This window comes from Trichococcus alkaliphilus, assembly GCF_003008695.1.
GTDB lineage: Bacteria > Bacillota > Bacilli > Lactobacillales > Aerococcaceae > Trichococcus > Trichococcus alkaliphilus.
In genome coordinates, this window is sequence record NZ_PXZT01000006.1 from 1 (window position 1) to 22697 (window position 22697).

Here is a 22697-nt window from a genome sequence, read left to right on the forward strand (position 1 = left end):
AGGAGGAGAAAAGATGAGGAAAGTATTGCACAAGGTCAAATCGCAATGGGTCGTGCTTGGAGTAATGGGTGCGACGGTTGTTTCATTAGGAACAGCGAATATTCAAAAAGTCTCGGCTGCAGAAACAGAAAATACAGGAACCATTGAAACTATTGAACAAACAGGAAGTCCCTTGGTACCGGATGAGCCAATCACGATTTCAACAGAAGAGCCTAATGTTGAAGAGCTCCCATACGCTACAGCAGAAGTTGCTGACAGCAATCTTGAACAAGGGGAAACAAGCCTTACCGTGCTCAACTCGGCAGTGACAACCACGCCTGCAAATGAAGAAATCATCGCAGTTGAAACAGAAGATGTTACTGCACCGGTGATTGACGTTTCTTCAATCAGCTTAGTGAAAACGACTGTAACGCAAGGTAATACCGTCAATATTTCCGTAAACATAACGGACGATGCGGGAATAGCTTCAGCCTCACTAACCTACGTTTCACCAATCACAGAAAAAACAAAAACAATCGCGCTTTATAAAAATGAAATCAGCGGCTTATTCGAAGGGGCGTTCACGGTTTCCGACTCCACAGAATTAGGCGTTTGGAAATGCAGCAACATAGAAGCCTACGATACCCAAGGAAATTCAGTCTTATTATCCGGCTCTGATGCTGATCTTTCTAGAGCAGTTTTCACTGTCAATGAAACACCGGCAACAACTGATACAAAATCAGTAACGGAAGCTACCTCTGTTGACATGCTCCAAGCATCGGCTGCCTCAGAAGAAGTAACTGCACTTTCTGCTGCAGTAATCTCTCCTTTGGAAGTGCAGGAACCACCGGTTGTCAATCTGGCAACTGAAGGAACCGTCAGCACATCTGTTCCTTTCGATAATATCGCGTACGCTACCAATGCGCAGACGGGAAATACAGCCGAGTATGCGCGTGGCGCGTCCGGCTTGCAGTGGGTCCAGGTGGATCTGGGAGCTTCCTATGACCTCCGCGAAATCAAATTATGGCATTATTTTGGGGAAGGCAGAATCTACAAAGATGTTGTAGCCCAGCTTTCGAATGACGCTACTTTTTCTAGCGGAGCCGTGACCGTCTTCAACAATGACAAGGACGGCAGCGCCGGTTTGGGCGTAGGCGCGGACAGCGAATACAGCGAAACGAGCGCCGGCAAGACGATTGTTTTCGACACTTTGAATGCCCGTTACGCAAGGTTCTACTCCAACGGGAGCACCGTGAATGGCGCGAATCACTATGTCGAAATCGAAGTCTATGGTGTTGAACCACAAACAGTATCCACAACAAATCTGATACCGGAAGGCACACTCAGCAGTTCTGTCCCATTCGACAACCTCACCTACGCTGCCAATACGCAGGCAGATAATACAGCTGAATATGCGCGAGGAACCTCTGGACTGCAGTGGGTGCAGGCGGATTTGGGCGCATCTTATGACATCAATGAAATCAATTTATGGCATTATTTTGGGGATGGCAGAAGCTACCACGATGTGGTCGTGCAGCTTTCGAATGACGCAACCTTCTCCAATGGTGCCGTGACCATCTTCAACAACGACAAAGACGGCAGTGCCGGATTGGGCGTCGGAACGGACGGTGAATACAGCGAAACGAGCGCCGGTAAGAAGATCCTCTTCGATACCGTCACTGCCCGTTATGCAAGGTTCTACTCCAATGGGAGCACGGTGAATGGCGCGAACCACTATGTTGAAATCGAAGTCTTCGGTGCTGAGCCGCAAGCAGCACCAACCGTTAACCTTGCGCCGGCAGGAACAATCACCAGTTCTGTCCCATTTGACAATAGCCCGTTAGCCACCGATTTACAAGCAGACAGTACAACAGCTTATGCGCGAGGCACTTCCGGCCTACAGTGGATGCAAGTGGATCTGGGCGCTTCCTACGACCTCGACGCTATCAAATTGTGGCATTATTTTGGTGACGGCAGAAGCTACCACGATGTGGTCGTGCAACTTTCGGATGACGCAACCTTCGCGAGCGGAACTTTGACCGTCTTCAATAACGACAAGGACGGCAGCTCCAACTTGGGAGTGGGTACGGACCGCGAATACAGCGAAACGAGTGCCGGCAAGACAATCAGCTTCAACACCATAAGCGCCCGCTATGCTAGATTCTACTCCAACGGGAGCACGGTGAACGGTGCGAATCACTACGTCGAAATCGAAGTCTATGGCAACGCATCAACAAAAACGGAGTACAAAACAGAGGCTGTGATCCAAAATGTAGTCCACTACACAACAATCGAGCTATTGGATAATACGCTCCTGACTGGCGAAACGCAACTGATCCAAACCGGTTTGGACGGGTATGACACGTTAACGTATGAAGTAATTTACACAAACGGAGTAGAAACAAGCCGTGCGGAAATAAGCCGTGAAACGACGGATGTTGTGAATGAAATCATAAGAAAGGGAACAAAGGTTGTTGAGACAAAAACGGAAACAGCAACCGAAAATAATGTAGCTTATACGATAGTGGAACAACAAGATGACACGATTCCGGCAGGCGAAAGAAAAATCGTTCAAAAAGGCTCCAATGGTTATGACACGGTATCCTATGCGGTAACGTATACCAATGGGGTAGAAACAAACCGATTGGAAACAAGCCGTCAAACGATCCAGTTAGTGGATGAAATCGTGAAAGTCGGCACACAAGTCATAGAAACGAAATCAGAAATAGCTACGGAAAATGTAGTGAATGCTAAGACAATCGAAATATCAGACAGCACCTTACCGATTGGCGAAAGGAAAGTAATCCAGTCCGGCAGAAATGGTTATGACAAGGTAACCTATACAGTGACGTATACCAATGGAAGCGAAACAAGCCGTACGGAAGTGAATCGCAAAACCATAACAGTCCTGAATGAAGTCGTGAAAGTCGGCACGCAAGTTGTTGAAACGAAGAACCAAGTGGTAACTGAAAATGAAGTGGCCTATCAAACTGTGGAACAATTGGATAACACCCTTCAACGCGGGAAACGCGAAGTCATTCAAACAGGTTCCAACGGCTTTGATAAAGTGACATATGCAATCACTTATACAAACGGATTGGAAACCGGACGCATCAAATTGGCTAGTGTGACGACTGCCACGGTGAATGAAGTGGTCAAAGTCGGTACAAAAGTCGTCGAAAAGAAGGTTGAAACGGTTGAGGTGACAAATGGAACAGCGCCTGAAATCATCGAAATAACGGACAGCACTTTGTTGGCCGGAGAAAGAATCGTCATCCAAAAAGGCGAAAGTGGCTATGATCTGATTACGTTTGAAGTCATCTATACAAACGGAGCGGAAACGGGACGCACCGAAGTCAACAGAGAGACCATCGCCTCCGTGAACGAATTCGTCAAAGTCGGTACGAAAATCGTCGGAACGAAGATGGAAACGGTAACCGAAAATATTGTCGGCTACACAACTACAGTCCAAGATGATGATACGCTGCCAACCGGTGAAACGGAGTATGCTTTGGTAGGGGCCAATGGCTATGATACGGTAACGTATGAAGTCACCTATATCAATGGTCTGGCCGCAAGCCGCAAAGAAATTAGCCGCGTAACAACATCGCCGGTGAATGAAACGATTAGAGTCGGTACACAAGTCATCGAAAATAAGACTGAAACAGCCACCGAAAATGAATTGGCGTTCACAACAATTGAACTTGAGGATGACACCATTCCAGCGGGGACGAGAGAAATCCTCCAAGCAGGTTCGACCGGATATGATGTGGTGACGTATGACGTGACTTACACGAACGGTTTTCCGACCAATTATCGGGAATTGAGCCGCGAAACAGTGGCTTCAGTGAACGAAATAGTCAAAGTCGGCACACAAGTCATTGAAACGGTTAACGAAGTAACAAATGAAAATATCATCGGCTATACAACCTTAGTTGAAGAAGATGTCACTTTGTCAGCTGATGAGAGTGTCGTTTTCCAGACAGGTGCTAACGGATTTGACGCAGTGACGTATGAAGTCACCTACACAAACGGCGTGGAAACCAGCCGCGTAGAGGTAAGCCGTCAGACGACAGCACCACTGAATCAAATCGTCAAAGTCGGTACAAAAATTTCTGTAACCAATATTTCCGTGACATCAGAAGATGCAGATTCCATCATATTGAACGGCAGCACGTTGCAGATGGCAGCCAGTATCTCGCCAGATGATGCGACTGCGACAGAAGTGACTTGGTCTATCGAAGCGGGTACAGGTACAGCAACCATAGACAACACAGGATTGTTGACTGCGATGAGTGCGGGAACAGTAACGGTTAAGGCGATCGCCAATGATGGGTCGGGCATTGTGGGCAGCCAGATCATAGAAATAGCGGCGCCAATATCAATTATTAGGTACAATGGCTCTAATTCAGATGTAGTGATTCCAGAATTGCTTGATGGAAGTTTGGCACAATCTAGCTACGGTTATATAAATAACTACGGCTATACCTACTATAGTAGATATAACGAGTATGATGTATTAGGCGAACTAGCATATGGAAATAAAGGGATTGTAACAAGTGTAGATTACTATACATTTGGTTGGAAACAACTGACAAGTGTTGTGATTCCAGATAGTGTGACAAGTATAGGTCAAGGGGCATTTACTGGTAACCAACTAACAAGTGTAACCATTCCTATTAGCTTGATCAGCATAGGGGATAATGCATTTAGCCAAAATCAATTAACAAGCATAGATATCCCCAATAGTGTAGTCAGTATTGGAAGTAGTGCATTTTATGGTAATCAGCTGAATAGTGTAAATTTACCCGATAGATTAGTAAGTATAGGTGGAAATGCATTTGGCAACAATCAATTAACAAGCATAGATATCCCCAATAGTGTAATAAGTATCGGGGAGAGTGCATTTTCCATTAACCAACTAACCAGCGTAACCATTCCGGACAGCATAACTTCTATTCAAGATGGTGTATTTTCTAATAATCAGTTGGTAAGTGTGGATATACCAGACGGGGTTACCAGCATTGGAGCTTATGCATTTCGTTATAATCAATTGGTAAGTGTGGGTATACCAGATGGAGTTACCAGCATAGGCGCTTATGCATTTTATAACAATCAGTTGGTAAGTATGGATATGCCAGATGGAGTTACCAACATTGGAGATTATGCATTTTATGAAAATCAGTTGGTCAGTATAGATATACCGAATGGGGTTGCAAGCATTGGAGCAGGTGCGTTTTATAATAATCATTTGATAAGTGTGAACATGCCGGAAGGCTTGACGAACATAGGTGAATCTGCGTTCGGTAGCAAATATGGCACGAATCAATTAACAAGTGTGACTATTCCTAGTACTGTGACAAAGATTGGGGCATACGCATTTAATAACAACAGGCTGACAAGTATAGTGATCCCTAATGGCGTAATTAATATAGCTCCATATGCATTTAACGGAAATCAACTGACCAGTGTGATAATACCGGAGAGCGTAACAAGCATTGGGTCATACGCATTTAATGGCAATAGATTGACTGATGTGACCATTCCATCTGGTGTCACAAGCATAGGAGATTTTGCATTTTATGGTAATCAAATAACAAAAGTGGCTATTCCAAACAGTGTGAAAACTATTGGAAAAAATGCATTCTATGCTAATGGATTGAAGAATGTGGATATTCCGGATGGTGTGACCAGTATTGGCGAGTACGCATTTAGCTCGAATCAACTAACTAATGTGGTCATTCCAACAACTATAAAAATTATAGGTGATTTTGCATTTTATGCTAATCAACTGAAAGAAGTTTTCGTTCCAGTTGGAGTAACCAGAATTGAAGATTATGCATTTGGAGCTAACCGATTAACAAGAGTAGTTATTCCAGGTAGTGTGACTAGTATTGGAAACGGCGCATTTAGTGGTAACCAACTTACAAGCATTTCGATACCGAAAAGTGTGACAGTAATTGGTAATGATGCGTTCAGTTACAATCAATTTACAAGTATCGTTATTCCAGATAGTGTAAAAGTTATCGGATCAACTGCATTTATGGGCAACCAAGTTTCCTGCATAACGCTAGGGGCAGGAGTACAAATTGGAGAGAATGCATTAACATACGATAACAAGTTCCGCGAGGCTTACAAAATTGGAGGAGCCGGAACCTATATTCTTACTTCAAATGGGGAGTGGAAGAAAGTAGAGGTTACAAAAGAAACTGAAACAGCAACCGAAAACTTGGTTGATTATGTAACGAATATTGAAGAGGATTTAACCTTGGCAACCGATGAAAGCACAATCTATCAAGTAGGTGTAGCCGGTTATGATACAGTCACATATGAAGTGATGTACAGCGAAGGTACTGAAATCAGTCGAGTTGAAGTAAATCGTCAAACCACCTCAGCTGTGACACAAATCATCAAAGTAGGGAAAAAAGTTGAAGTAAGCAACATAACTGTAACTGCAGCAGGAGAAAAATCAGTAATCTTGAACGGTGACACTCTGCAAATGAGTGCTGCTGTTTTACCGGAAGATGCGAATATGCAGTCAGTCATCTGGTCGGTAGAAAATGGAACAGGTGCGGCAGCTATAGACCGTAATGGGCTATTGACTGCTGCTAGCGCAGGAACAGTGACTGTTAAAGCGACAGCTAACGATGGCTCCAATGTGGTAGGAAGCAAGGTCATAGAAATTGCAGTACCATTAACCGTGATCAAGTACAATGGATCTGACTCAGCTGTAGTTATTCCAGAAATTTTTGATGGGAGTCAGGCAGAATATAAATATGGCTATATTGAAGGCTATGGCTACACAAACTATTACACTTACATCTCTTTCGATCTATTGGGTGCCTTAGAAAATGGACATAAGGGTATAGTAACGGGTATTGATAACTCTGCGTTTGGATGGAAACAACTGACAAGCGTAGTGATACCAGATAGTGTAACAAATATAGGTAAATATGCATTTAACGGCAATCAACTGACCAGTGTGGTAATACCGGAGAATGTAACGAGTATTGGGGAGTATGCATTTAATTCAAATCAATTTATAAAAGTGGTGATTCCGGACAGTGTGACGAGCATAGGAGTCAGCGCATTCAGCAATAACCAACTCACTAATATTGTGATTCCAAAAAATGTTACTGCTATCGGCGATAATGCGTTCAGTTACAATCAACTAAAAAGTATCATTATTCCAGACAGTGTAAAAACCATCGGATCAATTGCATTTTATGGCAATCAGATTTCCTGCATAACGCTTGGTGGAGGAGTGCAAATAGGGGAAACGGTTCTGAACTATGATAACAAGTTCCGTGAAGTCTATAATGTTGGAGGAGCTGGCACCTATATCCTTACTCAAAATGGAGAGTGGATTAAAGTTGAGGCAACAATAGAAGCTGAAACGGTTGCCGAAAACATAGTCGATTATGTAACTATCATTGAAGAGGATTTATCTTTAGCAGCCGATGAAAGCACAATCTACCAAGCGGGTATAGCCGGTTATGACACGGTAATGTATGAAGTAATATACAACGAGGGTGCAGAAATCGGTCGAGTGGAAGTAAGTCGTCAAACGACTGCGCCGGTAAAACAAATCATCAAAGTAGGGAATAGAGTTGAAGTAACCAGCATAACTGTAACCGCAGCAGGAGAAAAGTCAGTAATCTTGAACGGTGATACACTTCAAATGAGTGCTGCCGTTTTGCCTGAAGATGCGAATATGCTGTCGGTAATCTGGTCGATAGAAAACGGAACAGGTGCGGCAACTATAGACCGTGACGGGTTGTTGACTGCTACTAACGCAGGAACAGTGACTGTTAATGCGACAGCTAACGATGGCTCCAATTTCGTGGGAAGCAAGGTTATAGAAATTGCAGTACCATTAACAGTGATCAATTATAATGGATCTGATTTAGATGTAGTAATCCCGGAAATCTTCGATGGAAGTCAGGTAGAATCTACCTACGGATATATAGATGGTCGCGGCTATACAAACTATTACACTTACAATGGTTTCGGTCTATGGGGTGGTTTAGAATATGAGCATAAGGGGATTGTGACAAGTGTAGACAACTCTGCATTTGCTTGGAAGCAACTGACAAGTATAGTGATTCCAGATAGCGTAACAAGCATTGGAAATGCTGCATTTTATTATAACCAACTCACAAGCGTAAATTTACCTGTTAACTTAATAAGCATAGGTGAAAATGCCTTCGGCTCCAATCAGTTAACAAGCTTAGACATCCCGGATAGTGTAACAAGTATCGGAAATAGTGCCTTTTACGGTAATCAACTGACAGATGTAGTTATTCCTTCTAATGTAGCAAGTATTGGGAGTGGCGTTTTTTCTGGCAACCAATTAACGAGTGTAACCATTGCAGATGGCATAACAAGTATCGGGGATGCGGCATTTTCCAATAACCAATTAACAAATTTAACCATTCCCGATAGTGTAACGAGCATAGGCGGTTCTTCGTTTAGCAACAACCAATTAACAAGCATAATTATTCCAGAAGGAGTAACAAACATTGGTGATTCTGCATTTAGTAATAACCAATTAATGAGTGTAACTATTCCGACAAGCGTAACAAGTATCGGAAACAATGCATTCCAAAGTAATCACCTTCTAAGCGTAGTTATCCCAGTAGGTGTGACAAGCATCGGCTCATATGCATTTTATGATAATCAATTGACAATCGTTGAAATCCCAGAAGGGGTAACAAATATTGGTTCGTATGCATTCGGCGCTAATCCATACTGGGACGCTACGAATGGTTACGGCAATCAACTGACGAATGTGATCATACCCTCTAGCGTAACGAATATTGGAGACAATGCATTTATCAGAAACAAACTAACCGGTATAGTGATTCCGGAAGGCGTATTGACTATTGGCTCATATGCATTCTACAACAACCAGTTAACGAGTGTGGTCATTCCAACAAGCGCAACAAGTATCGGTGATTCCGCATTTGAATATAACCAACTAACCAGCGTGGTTATCCCGGAAGGTGTGACCACTATTGGTAATCGCGCATTCTCTAGTAACCAGTTAACGAGTGTGGATATTCCAACCAGCGTAACAAGCATTGGTTCGTATGCGTTTTATAATAACCAATTGACAAATGTTACAATCCCGGAAGGTGTGACAAGTATTGGGGAATATGCATTCTATGCTAACCGGTTAACGAGTGTGGATATTCCGGACACTGTTACGACGATAGAAAATAATGCATTTGAATATAATCAGTTGACGAGTGTAGAAATTTCTAATAGTGTGACCAGTATTGGCACCCAAGCATTTAACAGCAACCAACTGACAAGTGTTGTCATTCCGGAAGGGGTAACCAGTATCGGTAACAATGCATTCAGCAACAATCTGTTGAGTAGTGTAGAAATTCCGAGTACTGTTTCGATCATCGGAACGAGCGCATTCTACAATAATCAATTGACTGAAATTGTTATTCCGGATAGTGTAACGACTATTGGAAGTTATGCCTTCCAAGGCAACCAATTGACAAACGTAGTCATACCAGAAGGTGTGACATTCATAGGTAACGGTGCATTCAGTCAAAATCAGTTTTCTAGCATCACGATCGGTGAAGGTGTACAAGTTGGGGACAGCTTATTAGGAACGAATAATAATTTCCGCTCTGCTTACACAACCGGCGGCGCTGGAACTTATACCGGCACCCAAGATGGAGAATGGATAAGAATACTCGTATAATAAGTACGTTGAATAGCAACATTCAACTCTCATTCGATGTAAAAGCAATCACGTAGCATATGATAAAAAATAACGGTCGGCATTTCATTTCTCATCAGAGAAGGAATGGCGACCGTTATTTATTTTTATCCACGGTAGATAAGGTTTTGTGTTGCCATGATTGATATATGCAAAATTAATTAAAATTGTTTTGATCAATAATTCCATTAAATTTTTTTAAAATATAAAAAATGACAAAAGTTTATATCTCTTTATATTAGGTAGTGATAAAATTATAGTTGTAAGTTGATTAAAAATACATCAATGTTCTAGTTGCATTCAGGAGGAGAAAAGATGAGGAAAGTATTGCGCAAGGTCAAATCGCAATGGGTAGTGTTAGGGGTAATGGGTGCGACAGTTGTTTCATTAGGAACAGCGAATATTCAAAAAGTTTCGGCAGCAGAAACAGAAGGCGCAGGAACCATTGAAACTATTGAACAAACGGGAAATACAGTGGTTCCAGATGAGCCAATCACAATTTTAGAGGAAGAAACTATCACAGAAGAAGTTGTTGAAAGCAATCTGGACGAAGAGGAAACAACCACGCCTACAGGTGAAATCATCGCAGTTGGGACGAAAGATCTTACCGCACCGGTGATTGAAGGTTCTTCTATCTTCACTGTCAATGAAACAACGGCAACAGCTGATACAAAATCAGTAATGCAAGCAGCTTCTGTTGAGGTGCTTCAAGCGTCGGCTGCCTCACCAGAAGTAACCGGACTTTCTGCTGCAGTAGTAGCTGCGATTGAAGTGCAGGAATCACCGGTTGTCAATCTGGCAGCTGAAGGAACTATCAGCACATCTGTCCCATTCGACAATATCGCGTATGCTACTAATACGCAGACCGGAAATACAGCCGAATATGCGCGAGGCACATCAGGAGTGCAGTGGGTACAGGTGGATCTGGGAGCTTCCTATGATCTGAACGAAATCCAGTTGTGGCATTATTATGGTGACGGCAGAAGCTACCGCGATGTGATTGTGCAGCTTTCAAATGACGCAACCTTCGCAAACGGAGCTGTGACCGTCTTCAATAACGATACAAACGGCAGCGCAGGTTTGGGTGTGGGCACGGACAGTGAATACAGCGAAACGAGCGCCGGCAAGACGATTGCTTTCGATACCCTCAATGCCCGCTATGCCAGATTCTACTCCAACGGTAGCACGGTGAATGGCGCAAACCACTATGTGGAAATCGAAGTCTACGGCATGGAGCCACAAACCTTACCAACTACTAACCTAGTGCCGGGAGGCACGATTAGCAGTTCCGTATCATTTGACAACCTCCCCTACGCTGCTAATACGAAGGCGGATAATACAGCTGAATATGCGCGAGGGACTTCTGGACTGCAGTGGGTGCAGGCGGATTTGGGCGCTTACTATGAACTGAATGAAATCCAGTTATGGCACTACTTTGGTGATGGCAGAAGCTACCACGATGTGGTTGTGCAGCTTTCGGATGACGCAACTTTCTCAAACGGTATCGTGACCGTCTTCAATAATGACAAGGATGGCAGCACCGGCTTAGGCTTGGGTACGGACAGCGAATACAGCGAAACGAGTACCGGGAAGAATATCCTCTTCGATACCGTCACTGCCCGTTACGCAAGATTTTACTCCAACGGTAGTACGGTAAACGGTGCAAACCACTATGTGGAAATCGAAGTCTACGGTGTCGAACCGCAAACAGTTCCAACCGTAAACTTGGCGCCAGAAGGCACACTCAGCAGTTCCGTCCCATTCGACAACAGCGCATTCGCAACTGATACGCAGGCAGATGATACAGCCGAATACGCGCGAAGCACCTCCGGTCTTCAGTGGATGCAAGTTGATCTGGGCGCTGCCTATGACCTGAATGAAATCCAGTTGTGGCATTACTTTGGTGACGGCAGAAGCTACCGCGATGTGGTTGTACAGCTTTCGGATGACGCAACCTTCTCCAATGGAGCCGTGACCGTCTTCAACAATGACAAGGACGGCAGCGCCGGCTTGGGCGTGGGCACGGATAGCGAATACAGCGAAACCAGTGCCGGCAAGACGATTGTCTTTGATACCGTCACTGCCCGTTATGCAAGATTTTATTCCAACGGTAGCACGGTGAATGGCGCGAATCACTATGTGGAAATAGAAGTCTACGGCGTCGAACCGCAAAGAGTTCCCACCGTAAACTTGGCGCCGGAAGGCACACTCAGCAGCTCCGTCCCATTCGACAACAGCGCATTCGTAACCGATAAGCTGGCGGACGATACAGCCGACTATGCGCGAGGGACGTCCGGACTACAGTGGATGCAAGTTGATTTGGGATCTTCCTATGACCTGAATGAAATCCAGTTGTGGCATTACTTTGGTGACGGCAGAAGCTACCGCGATGTGGTCGTGCAGCTTTCAAATGACGCAACCTTCGCAAACGGAGCTGTGACCGTCTTCAACAACGATACAAACGGCAGCGCCGGCTTGGGTGTGGGCACGGATAGCGAATACAAAGAAACGAGTGCTGGCAAGGCAATCGCTTTCGATACCGTCACTGCCCGCTACGCAAGATTTTACTCCAACGGTAGCACGGTGAATGGCGCAAACCACTATGTCGAAATCGAAGTCTATGGTACCCAAGGAACAATGAAGAGCTTGACGGTAACAGCAACAGGAGATACTTCGATTGTGTTAAACGGTAAAACACTACAAATGAGTGCAACCGCAGCATTGGAAGATACAACTGAAGCATCCGTAATTTGGGCAGTGGAAGATGGCACTGGTACAGCAACTATTGATGATTATGGCTTATTGACAGCTACTGCTTCTGGTAGAGTGACCGTTAAGGCAACAGCTAAAGACGGATCGGGTATTTTTGGGATTAAAGAAATAACTGTGGCCGTGCCAGTAATGGTAACTGGTTACACAGGTACTGGCACGGATTTAGTAATTCCTGAAATGATAATGGGAACTCAAAAAAGTGAATCTGGAAATTACGATGGATTTAATATTGCAGAGAGTTTAGATTCCGATGAGGTAGGGATAGTTACGGGCATAGATTCTAGAGCGTTTTTTGATAAGCAACTAACTAGCATAGTAATCCCGAACAGTGTGATAACCATTGGTTCTTATGCACTTGGAGTTAATCAATTAACTAGCGTAGTGATTCCAGACAAAGTGATAAACATTGGAGATGGTGCATTTGCTGGTAACCAACTAATCAGTGTAGTAATCCCGAACAGCGTTATAAGTATTGGGAGGGTTGCATTTGCAAGTAACCAATTAGCTAGCGTACTAATCCCGGATAGCGTGACAAGCATTGGCGAAGCCGCATTCATCAGCAACCAACTGACCAGCATAGTGATTTCAGAAGGTATGATAGGATTTGGAAAGTATGCATTTGCAAATAATCAACTTACAAGTGTTGTGATTTCAGAAGGCGTTAAATGGATTTCTGAGTCGATGTTTGCAAATAACCAACTAACTAGTATTGTGATTCCGGGAAGCGTGGAATGGATTGGAAATGCAGCATTTGAAGGTAACAAACTAACCAGCGTAGTGATTTCAGAAGGTATGATAGGAATCATGGATGATGCATTTAGAAATAACCAACTAACTAGCATAGTGATCCCGGACAGCGTGACAATCATCGGACAGAGTGCATTTGCAGTAAACCAACTAACTAGTGTAGTAATCCCGAATGGCGTGACAAGCATGGGCATGGCTGCATTCAGTGACAACCAACTAACGAGCGTAACGATCTCAGACGGTGTGACAAGTATCATTTCATATTTGTTTTATAATAACCAATTAACAAGTGTCACGATCCCGGACGGTGTGATAAGTATTGGAGAAAGTGCATTTGAAGGTAACCAACTGACTAGTGTAGTAATCCCTGACAGTGTGACAAGCATTGAGTCTTGTGCGTTTAGTAATAATCAAATATCTAGCATTACAATCGGTGAGGGTGTAGATGTAGATGTTAATGTACTTGGTATGTTTTTAATGAGTAGTAATAATTTCCACTCTGCTTATGCAAACGGGGGGGCAGGTACGTATACTGAAACCCAAGATGGAAAATGGATAAAAATATCCTAATAACAACTTTTAACAGAGATGTTTCGTCCTCGTTTAAAGTCATTACTTCCATGTAGCATTTGACAATAAATGACGGTCTCTATTCCTTCTCATTTGAGAAAAGAAATGGAGACCGTTATTCGTGCTGTTATCCGAAAAAAACCCGTATCAACACCATGGCCATCACAACCTGCACCGCACCAACAGTCAACCCATACAGCATGGCTTTGGGGCCTTCTTTGATGATGTCGGCGAATTTGACGCGCATGCCGATTGCCGCGAGGGCGGCGACTTCGAATTGGGTGCTGATCGCTTTTGATCCGATCAGCACGCTGTCTGGAACACCGATGAAGCTGCGAATTAGGAAGAAGACGACAAATCCGGTCAGGAACCAAGGGACGCCGTAGGATACGGAGGCCGATTCGTCATCCGCCACCGCGCGCTTTTTGCGCGAGAACAAAGGCTCGCCTTCATTCATATTCATCCGCCCGTACAATACGGCGACGCCGATGATCAAGAGCACGCGCATCAGCTTGAAGACGGTTGCCAGGGTGACGACATCGTCATTGACGAGCTTGGCGGCGGCGACGACTTGGCCGACGGATTGGACGGTGCCGCCGATCAGGGCGGAAGTGCGCAGGGTGTCGCTCCCGTATAGGACGGCGCCCAGAACGGGCAGTAGGATCATCAGCGCGGTCCCGGTCAGGTTGACGATCGTGATCGAGATGCCTTTGTCCTTGTTATCGGCTTGGACGATCGGCGAGACGGTGCCAATGGCAGAAGAACCGCAGACTGCGTTGCCGGCACCCATCAGCAGAGAGAAGCGTTTGCCGAAACCGAAGAATTTGCCCAACCGGTAGGTGACGAAAATAGTCAGCGACATCTGCAGCATGATGAAGACGAAGCCCTTGATTCCGGCCGACTTCAGCACTTGGAAATCAAGGATCAGCCCGTTCAGGACGATGGCGTACTCCAACAGCCGCTTCTCGGAAAATTTCGTTCCTTGACTCAATCCAGGTCGATTCAACAGCGTGTTGCCCAGCAGCATCCCCAGCAGGATGGCGATGAGCGCGGCGCCGAGCGTCGGCAGGAAGCGAGCCAAAAACTGGCTGACCAGCGAGATGAGAATGCTGACGGCAAGGCCGGGTAGCACCCCGTTCAGCTCTTTTTTGAGTGCATTTATTTTCATGAAACTTGAAACCTCCTAAACGTTACTTTACAGTAACTCATTTTACCCGACTTTTTGCATAAATAAAAATAATGATTTATTATGCAGGTATAAGCAAAACTAATAGGAGGCGCCGAATATGCTGGATAACCGCTATAAAACATTTCTCACGCTGATCGAGGAGGGCAGCTACACGAAAGCCGCGAAAAAATTGAACATCACCCAACCGGCCGTCACCCAGCACATCCAGCATCTGCAGGAGGAACTGGGCGTCCAGCTGTTCCGCTATGAAGGCAAGCAGTTGCTTGTCACGGAAAAGGGGCACTATCTAGAGGAACAGTTGTCGTTGCTGAATCGCGATGTGGCGCGGATCCGCACACAATTGCTGCAGCAGGATGATGCGCCGACGCTGTCGTTCGGGGCGACGCTGACGATCGGCGAGTACGTCATGCCGGGGCTGATCGGGCGCTATCTGGAGCAGCATCCAAACCATCATTTGTCGATGATTGTTGACAATACGGCCACGCTGACCGTTTTGATCCAGAAAGGGAAAATCGATTTCGCGCTGATCGAAGGCGACTTCAACCAGAGTCGGTTCAGCTTCGCAAAGCTGTCCGATGAGCCGTTCATCGGTGTCTGTGCGGCTGTCAGCCCGTTGTGGCGCAGCGAACAGAACTTGTCGGCGCTCTTCAGCGAGCACCTGTTTGTCCGCGAGGAAGGTTCCGGTTCGCGGCGGATACTGGAAAATGCCCTCCTGAAAGAAGGGGCGAACCTCAGCAGCTTCGGGCGGGCGACTGTAGTGGGCGGCATTGGCCCAATCAAGCAGTTGGTGGCGGAGAACCGCGGCATCACCTTCCTCTACCGCATCTCGGTCGAAAAGGAGCTGGAGGAGGGGACGCTGAAGGAGATTCCAATCCGGGGTTTCGCTGTGGCGCATCCGTTCCATGTTGTCAATCTGAAGGATTTCCGTGATCGCGGACCGCTCCAGGAACAGTTGTCTTTTTATCATTGATGGGGATGCAGGGAACTTTGCTGGGATGCGCCATTTCTCGGCCTTTCGTGACGCTGATAAGAAATCCGAACTTTTCATCACAAATAAATCTTTGACAAACCTGTGGCAGTAGTGTAACTTACTATAGGGACTTTACGATAGAAGACATTTTTTGCCTTCACGTCCGTGTCTGTGTAAAGCGATTCCCGCAAGGAAAAGTGCACTAACAGAAAGAGGGAAATAGAAATGAAAATTTTTGACTATGAAGACGTACAATTAATTCCGAACAAGAGCGTTGTTCAAAGCCGTTCTGAATGCGACACGACTGTCGTACTTGGTGGCCGCACGTTCAAATTGCCGGTGGTGCCTGCGAATATGCAGACGATCCTGGACGAGGAACTTGCAGAAAAGTTAGCCAGAGAAGGTTATTTCTACATCATGCACCGTTTTGATGAAGCGAGCCGTTTGCCGTTCATCCAACACATGCATGAAAAAGGTTTGTTTGCTTCCATCAGTTTGGGGATCAAAGAAGCAGAATTCGATTTCGTAAATGAATTGGCGGCTAAAAAGGCCGTTCCTGAATATACAACAATCGACGTGGCGCATGGTCATTCCGACGAAGTCATCCGCATGATCAAACACGTCAAAGAAGTTATGCCGGAAACATTCCTGATTGCCGGTAACGTGGGCACTCCTGAAGGCGTCCGTGAATTGGAAAATGCCGGAGCCGATGCTACAAAAGTGGGAATCGGACCTGGTAAAGTTTGCACGACCAAAATCAAGACCGGTTTCGGTACAGGCGGCTGGCAATTGGCGGCGGTTAGCTGGTGCTCAAAAGCAGCAAGCAAACCGATCATCGCTGACGGCGGCGTCCGCACAAACGGAGACATCGCCAAATCGATCCGTTTCGGCGCGACAATGGTTATGGTAGGTTCATTATTGGCAGGCCACGACGAGTCACCGGGCGAAACGAAGGAAATCAACGGCCGCTTGTACAAAGAGTACTTCGGCAGTGCTTCCGAATATCAAAAAGGCCAACGTAAAAACGTTGAAGGCAAAAAGATCTTGACGCCTTACCGCGGCACGATTGCAGATACCTTGAACGAAATGCGCGAAGACCTGCAGTCATCCATCTCTTACGCAGGTGGAAAAGACATCACAGCAATCCGCAAATGCGACTACGTGTTGGTTAAGAACTCGATTTACAACGGCGACAGCAACCAAGGCATCATCGAAGCCGGCCGCAGCTCATACGGCGAAGGCGATACGATTCTTTAAGCTATCACGTTTGTTAATATAATATTTTTAAGTAAATAAAACAACAAAAAAGGTTCCTGTGTACATGCTCAGGAACCTTTTTTTAAACTGAAGATTATTTTTAAACAAATATACATTTTGCGTTTGCTAGCTGCAAATAGGAAAAGGGCAGAAGGTTTATAAAGGCATCTGATTAGGTCGAAATAAAAAGAGATATTGTGAATAAATGCGCTTATGAAGCCAAGGAGACAAAGAAAGGCGAAGTACAATTTTGTACTTTATTTGCAATTCCCATGCTAAATTAACCGCTTTTAAGGTTGGATGTCAATATAGAATGTTGTTATTAATATGAAAAAAGCATTAGAATTCATTATGGGCAACAAGAAAAAACGTGATTTAAAAGACTTTTTATCGTTTTATAGTTTTAAACGAGGTATACATACTACAAAAAAAAGCTGTTTCTTTCATTTTACTTATAGATGGAAATATAAAAAGAAGGATGGTATACTAACTTTAACAAAGGGGAATCTTTGTTGACAATACGACGAATGTTTGTTAAATGATGAAGATGGAGCGCTCGCAACGCTCGCCATTATCAAAACACATTTGTTGGGGGTTGATTGTATCGATCGATTAACTATGAGGCAGTCACATGCGTGTTCTCTGGTTCACCCATAGGTAATGTACCTTTACTCCGCTTTATCAACCTTCCTACTAAATGAAGTATTTTTCTTGAAAAATGATTCATCCTCAATCAATAATGAAATTCCTCGCTCCAAATGAATAAGGTAATCTATTTTATGGGTTTGTCGGGAAAACAAGTAGATGAAATTACTGCTTCAGGTAGTCTGCAGGTTAGGGCATCAGTCCTAGCCTGTTTTTCCTTTTTCCGGGAATTTCTAAGATATCTGTTTGGATTAACAAACATTGTATTTAATTTATAAACCAAATGATATTAGGGGAATATTTTTCAGGTGCTTTTGCCACTTGTTCATACTGAATTTCCTTTTTGGACAGGTTGGTATCAGTAGCTAATTTATTTAAAATAAAACCATTAGTGCCCAGTACTCCTATGGCTATAGACAAAACAATAAACTTTTTCATGACAGTTACCTCTTTTCTAAAAAATATTTTCCTGATAATTACATTATAAAGTAGAGAAATGCAATTTGATCCATTTAGTCGTATAATACTATTAAAAAAAGAAGGTGAAGCATATGAATAAAGAATTTGGAGATGTTCTTAAAGATATCAGGATAGACAGGGGTTATTCTCAACAATATGTAGCAGAAGGCATTATGGGTCAATCAGCGTATTCTAAAATAGAGAGAAGCGAAATGGAACCTTCTTTTCGAAAATGGTTGGCAATCCTGGAGAAACTGAATATTTCAGTAGATGAGTTCCGTTACATATTAAACAAAGAAAAGTTGACCACAAAAGAGAAGATAATCAATGAGTTTTTCTCGTTGAATTATAACCACCTCGATGATTTAAAATTGCTTAAAGATGAGATAGTTGCGTATTTAAAAGAAGAGGAAGATTACTTGCTAAGAGACATTTTCTACGCCTGCGAAAGTTTAATCGTTTTAAATGCAACTCAAAACGTAGAAAAAGCACAATTCTTTGCAAAAAAGATTTGGGGGCGTATGGAGAAATTTGATAAATGGTATTTGTTGGACATCCGATTAATAAACACCATTTTGTTCATTTTCCCCATTGATGTAGCCGTGCATATCGGGGAAAGGGTAACTGCACAATTGGTCCCGTATCATAATCTGAAGGAAGCTGAAATTCTACTATTCAATATAGAGGTTAATTTGGCTGTTTTGCTGATCGATGATAAAAAATATCCTAAAGCCCTTGCCTACTTGGAAAGAGTGATTCCCTTATGCAAGAAATATCAGAAATATAATCAATTATCCATTGCCTATGCCAGAAAAGGGATCATATTGCAAAAAACAGGAAAAATTGATGAAGGCTCGGAGTATATTGAGAAGGCTTATGCAATCTTAAATGCTATAGAAGACAGGAAACTAATAGAGGGTTTAGAACAAGAGGTTTCGCATTACTTGAGTATGTGATGGGAATGTTCTTTGAGCGTATGCCCGGTGGGGGATAAGTTGCTGGCGAAAGTCCACTATCTAAGATAATCAAAAAGTGTTCTAACATCTGCTCAAAAAATACAAAAAATCGGCTATCCAGATCAAATGGATAGGCGTATTTTTTTACGCTCGATTCGCCTGCACCGGCCAAGAGCAAAAGTTTTCTTTCCGTCCGGCAAGTAGCTATAATAAGGATGTAAGTGTTTACGAAAAGTCAGTACGCAACGTTTCGACATCCAGAAGGAGGAATGGAATATGGCTGAAATCAGTATTTTTGGTAAAGGCAACATGGGAAGTGCAATCGGGGGAAATTTTGAGGCCGCCGGGAATCAGGTAACGTACATCACTAAGGATACAGCCATTGAGAAATTTGGGGATATCGTGGTTTTGTCGGTTCCGTATCCGGCTATTGCCGGTATATTGGCGGCCCATCGCGACTTGTTTGCCGGAAAGATCGTCATCGATATCACCAATCCATTGAATTTTGAGACATTCGACAGCCTCGTTGTGCCAGCCGACAGCTCAGCAGCAGCGGAAATCGCCAAGGAACTGCCGGATTCGTATGTCATAAAAGCCTTCAACACGAATTTCGCCACTACCTTAGCAAGCAAGAAAGTGGCGGGTGCCCACCCAACGACAGTGCTGCTGGCGTCCGACGACAAGGAAGCCAAAGACAAATTGGTTGCCGCTTTGGAAGGCAGCGGCCTGGCCTTCATGGATGCCGGCTTGCTGAAACGGGCCCGTGAGCTCGAAGCAATGGGCTTCCTGCAGATTTCGCTCGCTGCCGCCGATAAGATCAGCTGGACGGGCGGCTTCGGCATCTTCAAATAAATATTTATACAACACTGATAATGTTTTTTTTACTGATTGGTGTTGGTCGAACGCAAAGACAAACAAAACTTCCGACAAATTAATAAAATTGTCGGAAGTTTGTTTTTTTTGTTTATATGACGGCCCTAAGAAGAATTGAACTTCCGACACCTCGTTTAGGAAACGAGTGCTCTATCCGCTGAGCTATAGGACCAACAGAACACTAATCATTGTATCACTTATTGCGTGCAATTTCCACATTCATTTGAAAAAAATTCCTGGGAGTCTGCGAAAAGTATAATAGGGCAACCAAATGGCTGCCCGAAAATCATTCATTTTCCAAGTCGTCAATGCGCGCTTCCAGATCGGAAATGGCACCTTTCAACTCATTGACTTCCGCCTGAAGGCTCTCGATGTCGGCGGGCCGGACTTCGCCATTCGATGTGCCGCTCATCTGTTGGAAGATAAAGGTGAGGCCAAAAATCAATATGACTGCCCCGAATATATACAACCAACTCTTGCTGGACGGTTTTTCCGGTTCCACCGCCTGCGAAACCTCCTCGAACTGTTCCATCCTTTTCTTTCGATCGATCACGGTAAACACCCTGCTTTCGTAAAGACTTGTCTGACTATCTACCCACATTATAGCCCATCCAAAATCAGAACTAAAGTAATGTACCGCTGCGCTAGGAAAACTTAAGAAACCGCTTGCGGTTACGGCGTCGCGACCTCCGACGAAAGTATCGCTCGCCGGAGTAGGGGTTTCCGGTAATAGTTCTTCTCCTGTGAGCGAATGTTGGCCGGAGGTGAGGGCTAGGCAGCTCGCTCTTCTCCGGGGAGCGGGTCCTCGTCGGAGTTGACGAACCCTCATGAAAGCCACCTCCGGCGCACGTACCCTCGGTCGGAGATACGGAAAACCCCTAGGAAAAACCCCCGGCGGCCTCCAGCCACCCCCACAACACAAAAAGCCTCCCGTCCCCAGGAGGCCAACCAAACTAACAAACTATATTAAAACGCCCAATCCCCATTGCGGAAGATCGGCATAACGGATCCGTCCTTACGGATCCCATCGATATTCATATCAGCAGAACCAATCATGAAGTCCACGTGCGTAGTCGAACGGTTCAAGCCGGCTGCAGCCAGCTCTTCTTGGCTCATTTCAGTGCCACCCACAACACTTGATGCGTAAGCGGAGCCCAGCGCCAGGTGGTTGGAGGCATTTTCGTCGAACAGGGTGTTGAAGAAGACGATACCGGATTGAGAGATCGGAGACGGATCCGGAACCAGGGCGACTTCGCCCAGGCTTCTGCCGCCATCGTTTTCTTCGACCAAGCGGCGGATCGTTTCTTCGCCTTTTTCAGCAGAGACTTCGGTCACTTGGCCGTTCTCGAAGCGGAACGTCATGCCATCGATGATGTTGCCGGCGTAGCTCAACGGTTTGGTCGATTTCACGACACCGTCGATGCGGCGGAAATCAGGCGCGCTGAACACTTCCTCGGTCGGCATGTTGGCGATGAACTTCTCGTTCTGCGCGTTCACGCTGCCGGCGCTTTCCCAGACGTGGTTTTCCGGCATGCCGACCGTCAAATCGGTTCCGTTCGGCGCTGTGTAATGCAGCGTGTCGAATTGCTCCGCGTTCAGCACATCGGCTTTCGACAGAAGGCGGGCTTCATGCGCATCCCAGGCAGCAACCGGGTCGGCTTCGTAGACGCGGCACGTCTTGAAGATTTCGTTCCACAACGCGTCGATTTGTTCCTCTTCGGTCGCCAGATCAGGGAAGACTTTCGCCGCCCATTTCGCGCCGGCAGCGGCAGCGACGGTCCAGCTGACTTTGTTGGCTTGGGTCGCGATGCGTTGCGCCTCGAAAGCCACGTTATTAGCTTTTTGGACAGCGGCCAATTTCTTGCCTTCGATGCCGTTCAAGGCATCCGGATCAGCAGAGCGGACAGAAAGGCGGCTCGCTTTCTTTTCGATCATGTCGAGACTTTCGTCCACTTTGTATTGCGGGATATTCGTCATTCTCTCCTCGGACGTATGCAGATACGTTTCGCGGGTGACGAAATCGTCGGTCCATTTGACGATGACTTCCTCGGCGCCCAATGTGTAGGCTTCCTTCGTCAACAGGCGCGCGAAAGGGGCCTGCTCGACGTCGATGTTGATGACGATCGTGTGGCCTTTTTGAACGTTGATCCCTTTCGAAACCAACAATTTGGCGTATTTTTGCAGATTTTCTTCAAAATTCGGTAATACCATTGTGTATTCACTCCCATGCTTATATACGTAATAGCACTATCATAGCACAACTTATCTCTAGAGAATAGATAAGTCTCCCATGGAATTGTACGAAATTGACCCAAAAACGCAAAAAAACTCAGCCTAAGCTGAGCTTTGTCTATTTAACCTTGGGGGGATTAAACAGAAGCTGGAACCACAAGGGCTCCTGTAATTGATATAAAATCGATTACATGTACTATATTCTCATATGCTATACAAGAATGCAATAGATTTTTTGTGATAATGAACAAATTGGTTAAGGAAATAGAGGGCGCCGGCGAGGAGATTATAGACCCTCGCTCCTCCGAT

At 45.0% G+C, this 22697-nt stretch carries 10 protein-coding genes and 1 tRNA gene; 6 read left to right on the top strand and 5 right to left on the bottom strand.

Annotated features, from left to right (window positions below; all coding sequences use genetic code 11):
- The first annotated feature begins 13 nt into the window (after positions 1–13).
- Positions 14–9700, top strand: a complete 9687-nt coding sequence (locus C7R73_RS06595) for a leucine-rich repeat protein (protein ID WP_153060364.1) — start codon at positions 14–16, stop codon at positions 9698–9700.
- Between the two features lie 333 nt (positions 9701–10033).
- On the top strand, positions 10034–13807 hold the full coding sequence (locus C7R73_RS06600) for a leucine-rich repeat protein (protein ID WP_106449736.1): 3774 nt from the start codon (positions 10034–10036) through the stop codon (positions 13805–13807).
- A gap of 127 nt (positions 13808–13934) precedes the next feature.
- Here the strand turns inward: C7R73_RS06600 and C7R73_RS06605 are convergent, their stop codons facing one another.
- Positions 13935–14975, bottom strand: coding sequence for a YeiH family protein (locus C7R73_RS06605; protein ID WP_106449737.1), 1041 nt, complete (start codon positions 14973–14975; stop codon positions 13935–13937).
- Positions 14976–15093: 118 nt separating this feature from the next.
- Between C7R73_RS06605 and C7R73_RS06610 the strand changes: the two genes are divergently transcribed.
- Both C7R73_RS06610 and C7R73_RS06615 read left to right on the top strand, forming a co-directional pair.
- Positions 15094–15966 (top strand): LysR family transcriptional regulator, encoded by an 873-nt coding sequence (locus C7R73_RS06610; RefSeq protein WP_106449738.1) that lies wholly within the window; start codon positions 15094–15096, stop codon positions 15964–15966.
- Between the two features lie 225 nt (positions 15967–16191).
- A complete protein-coding gene (locus C7R73_RS06615) occupies positions 16192–17223 on the top strand; it encodes a GMP reductase (protein ID WP_106449739.1) in 1032 nt (343 codons plus the stop codon).
- 912 nt (positions 17224–18135) lie between these two features.
- Here the strand turns inward: C7R73_RS06615 and C7R73_RS13720 are convergent.
- On the bottom strand, positions 18136–18306 hold the full coding sequence (locus C7R73_RS13720) for a hypothetical protein (RefSeq protein ID WP_161525883.1): 171 nt from the start codon (positions 18304–18306) through the stop codon (positions 18136–18138).
- Positions 18307–18419: 113 nt separating this feature from the next.
- On the opposite strand from C7R73_RS13720, the gene C7R73_RS06620 reads away from it, so the two are divergent.
- Entirely contained in the window at positions 18420–19283 is an 864-nt protein-coding gene (locus C7R73_RS06620) for a helix-turn-helix domain-containing protein (protein ID WP_106449740.1), read from the top strand.
- Between the two features lie 276 nt (positions 19284–19559).
- Entirely contained in the window at positions 19560–20135 is a 576-nt protein-coding gene (locus C7R73_RS06625; RefSeq protein WP_106449741.1) for an NADPH-dependent F420 reductase, read from the top strand.
- Between the two features lie 120 nt (positions 20136–20255).
- Here C7R73_RS06625 and C7R73_RS06630 read toward each other — a convergent pair.
- From C7R73_RS06630 to C7R73_RS06640, 3 genes are all read right to left on the bottom strand, one after another.
- A tRNA-Arg gene (locus tag C7R73_RS06630) sits at positions 20256–20328 on the bottom strand.
- Positions 20329–20442: 114 nt separating this feature from the next.
- Positions 20443–20757, bottom strand: coding sequence for a coiled-coil domain-containing protein (locus tag C7R73_RS06635; RefSeq protein ID WP_153060365.1), 315 nt, complete (start codon positions 20755–20757; stop codon positions 20443–20445).
- A 365-nt stretch (positions 20758–21122) separates the two neighbouring features.
- The gene (locus C7R73_RS06640) at positions 21123–22367 is read right to left on the bottom strand and encodes an aminopeptidase (protein WP_106449743.1); all 1245 of its coding nucleotides are present in this window, start codon (positions 22365–22367) and stop codon (positions 21123–21125) included.
- Positions 22368–22697: the final 330 nt, after the last annotated feature.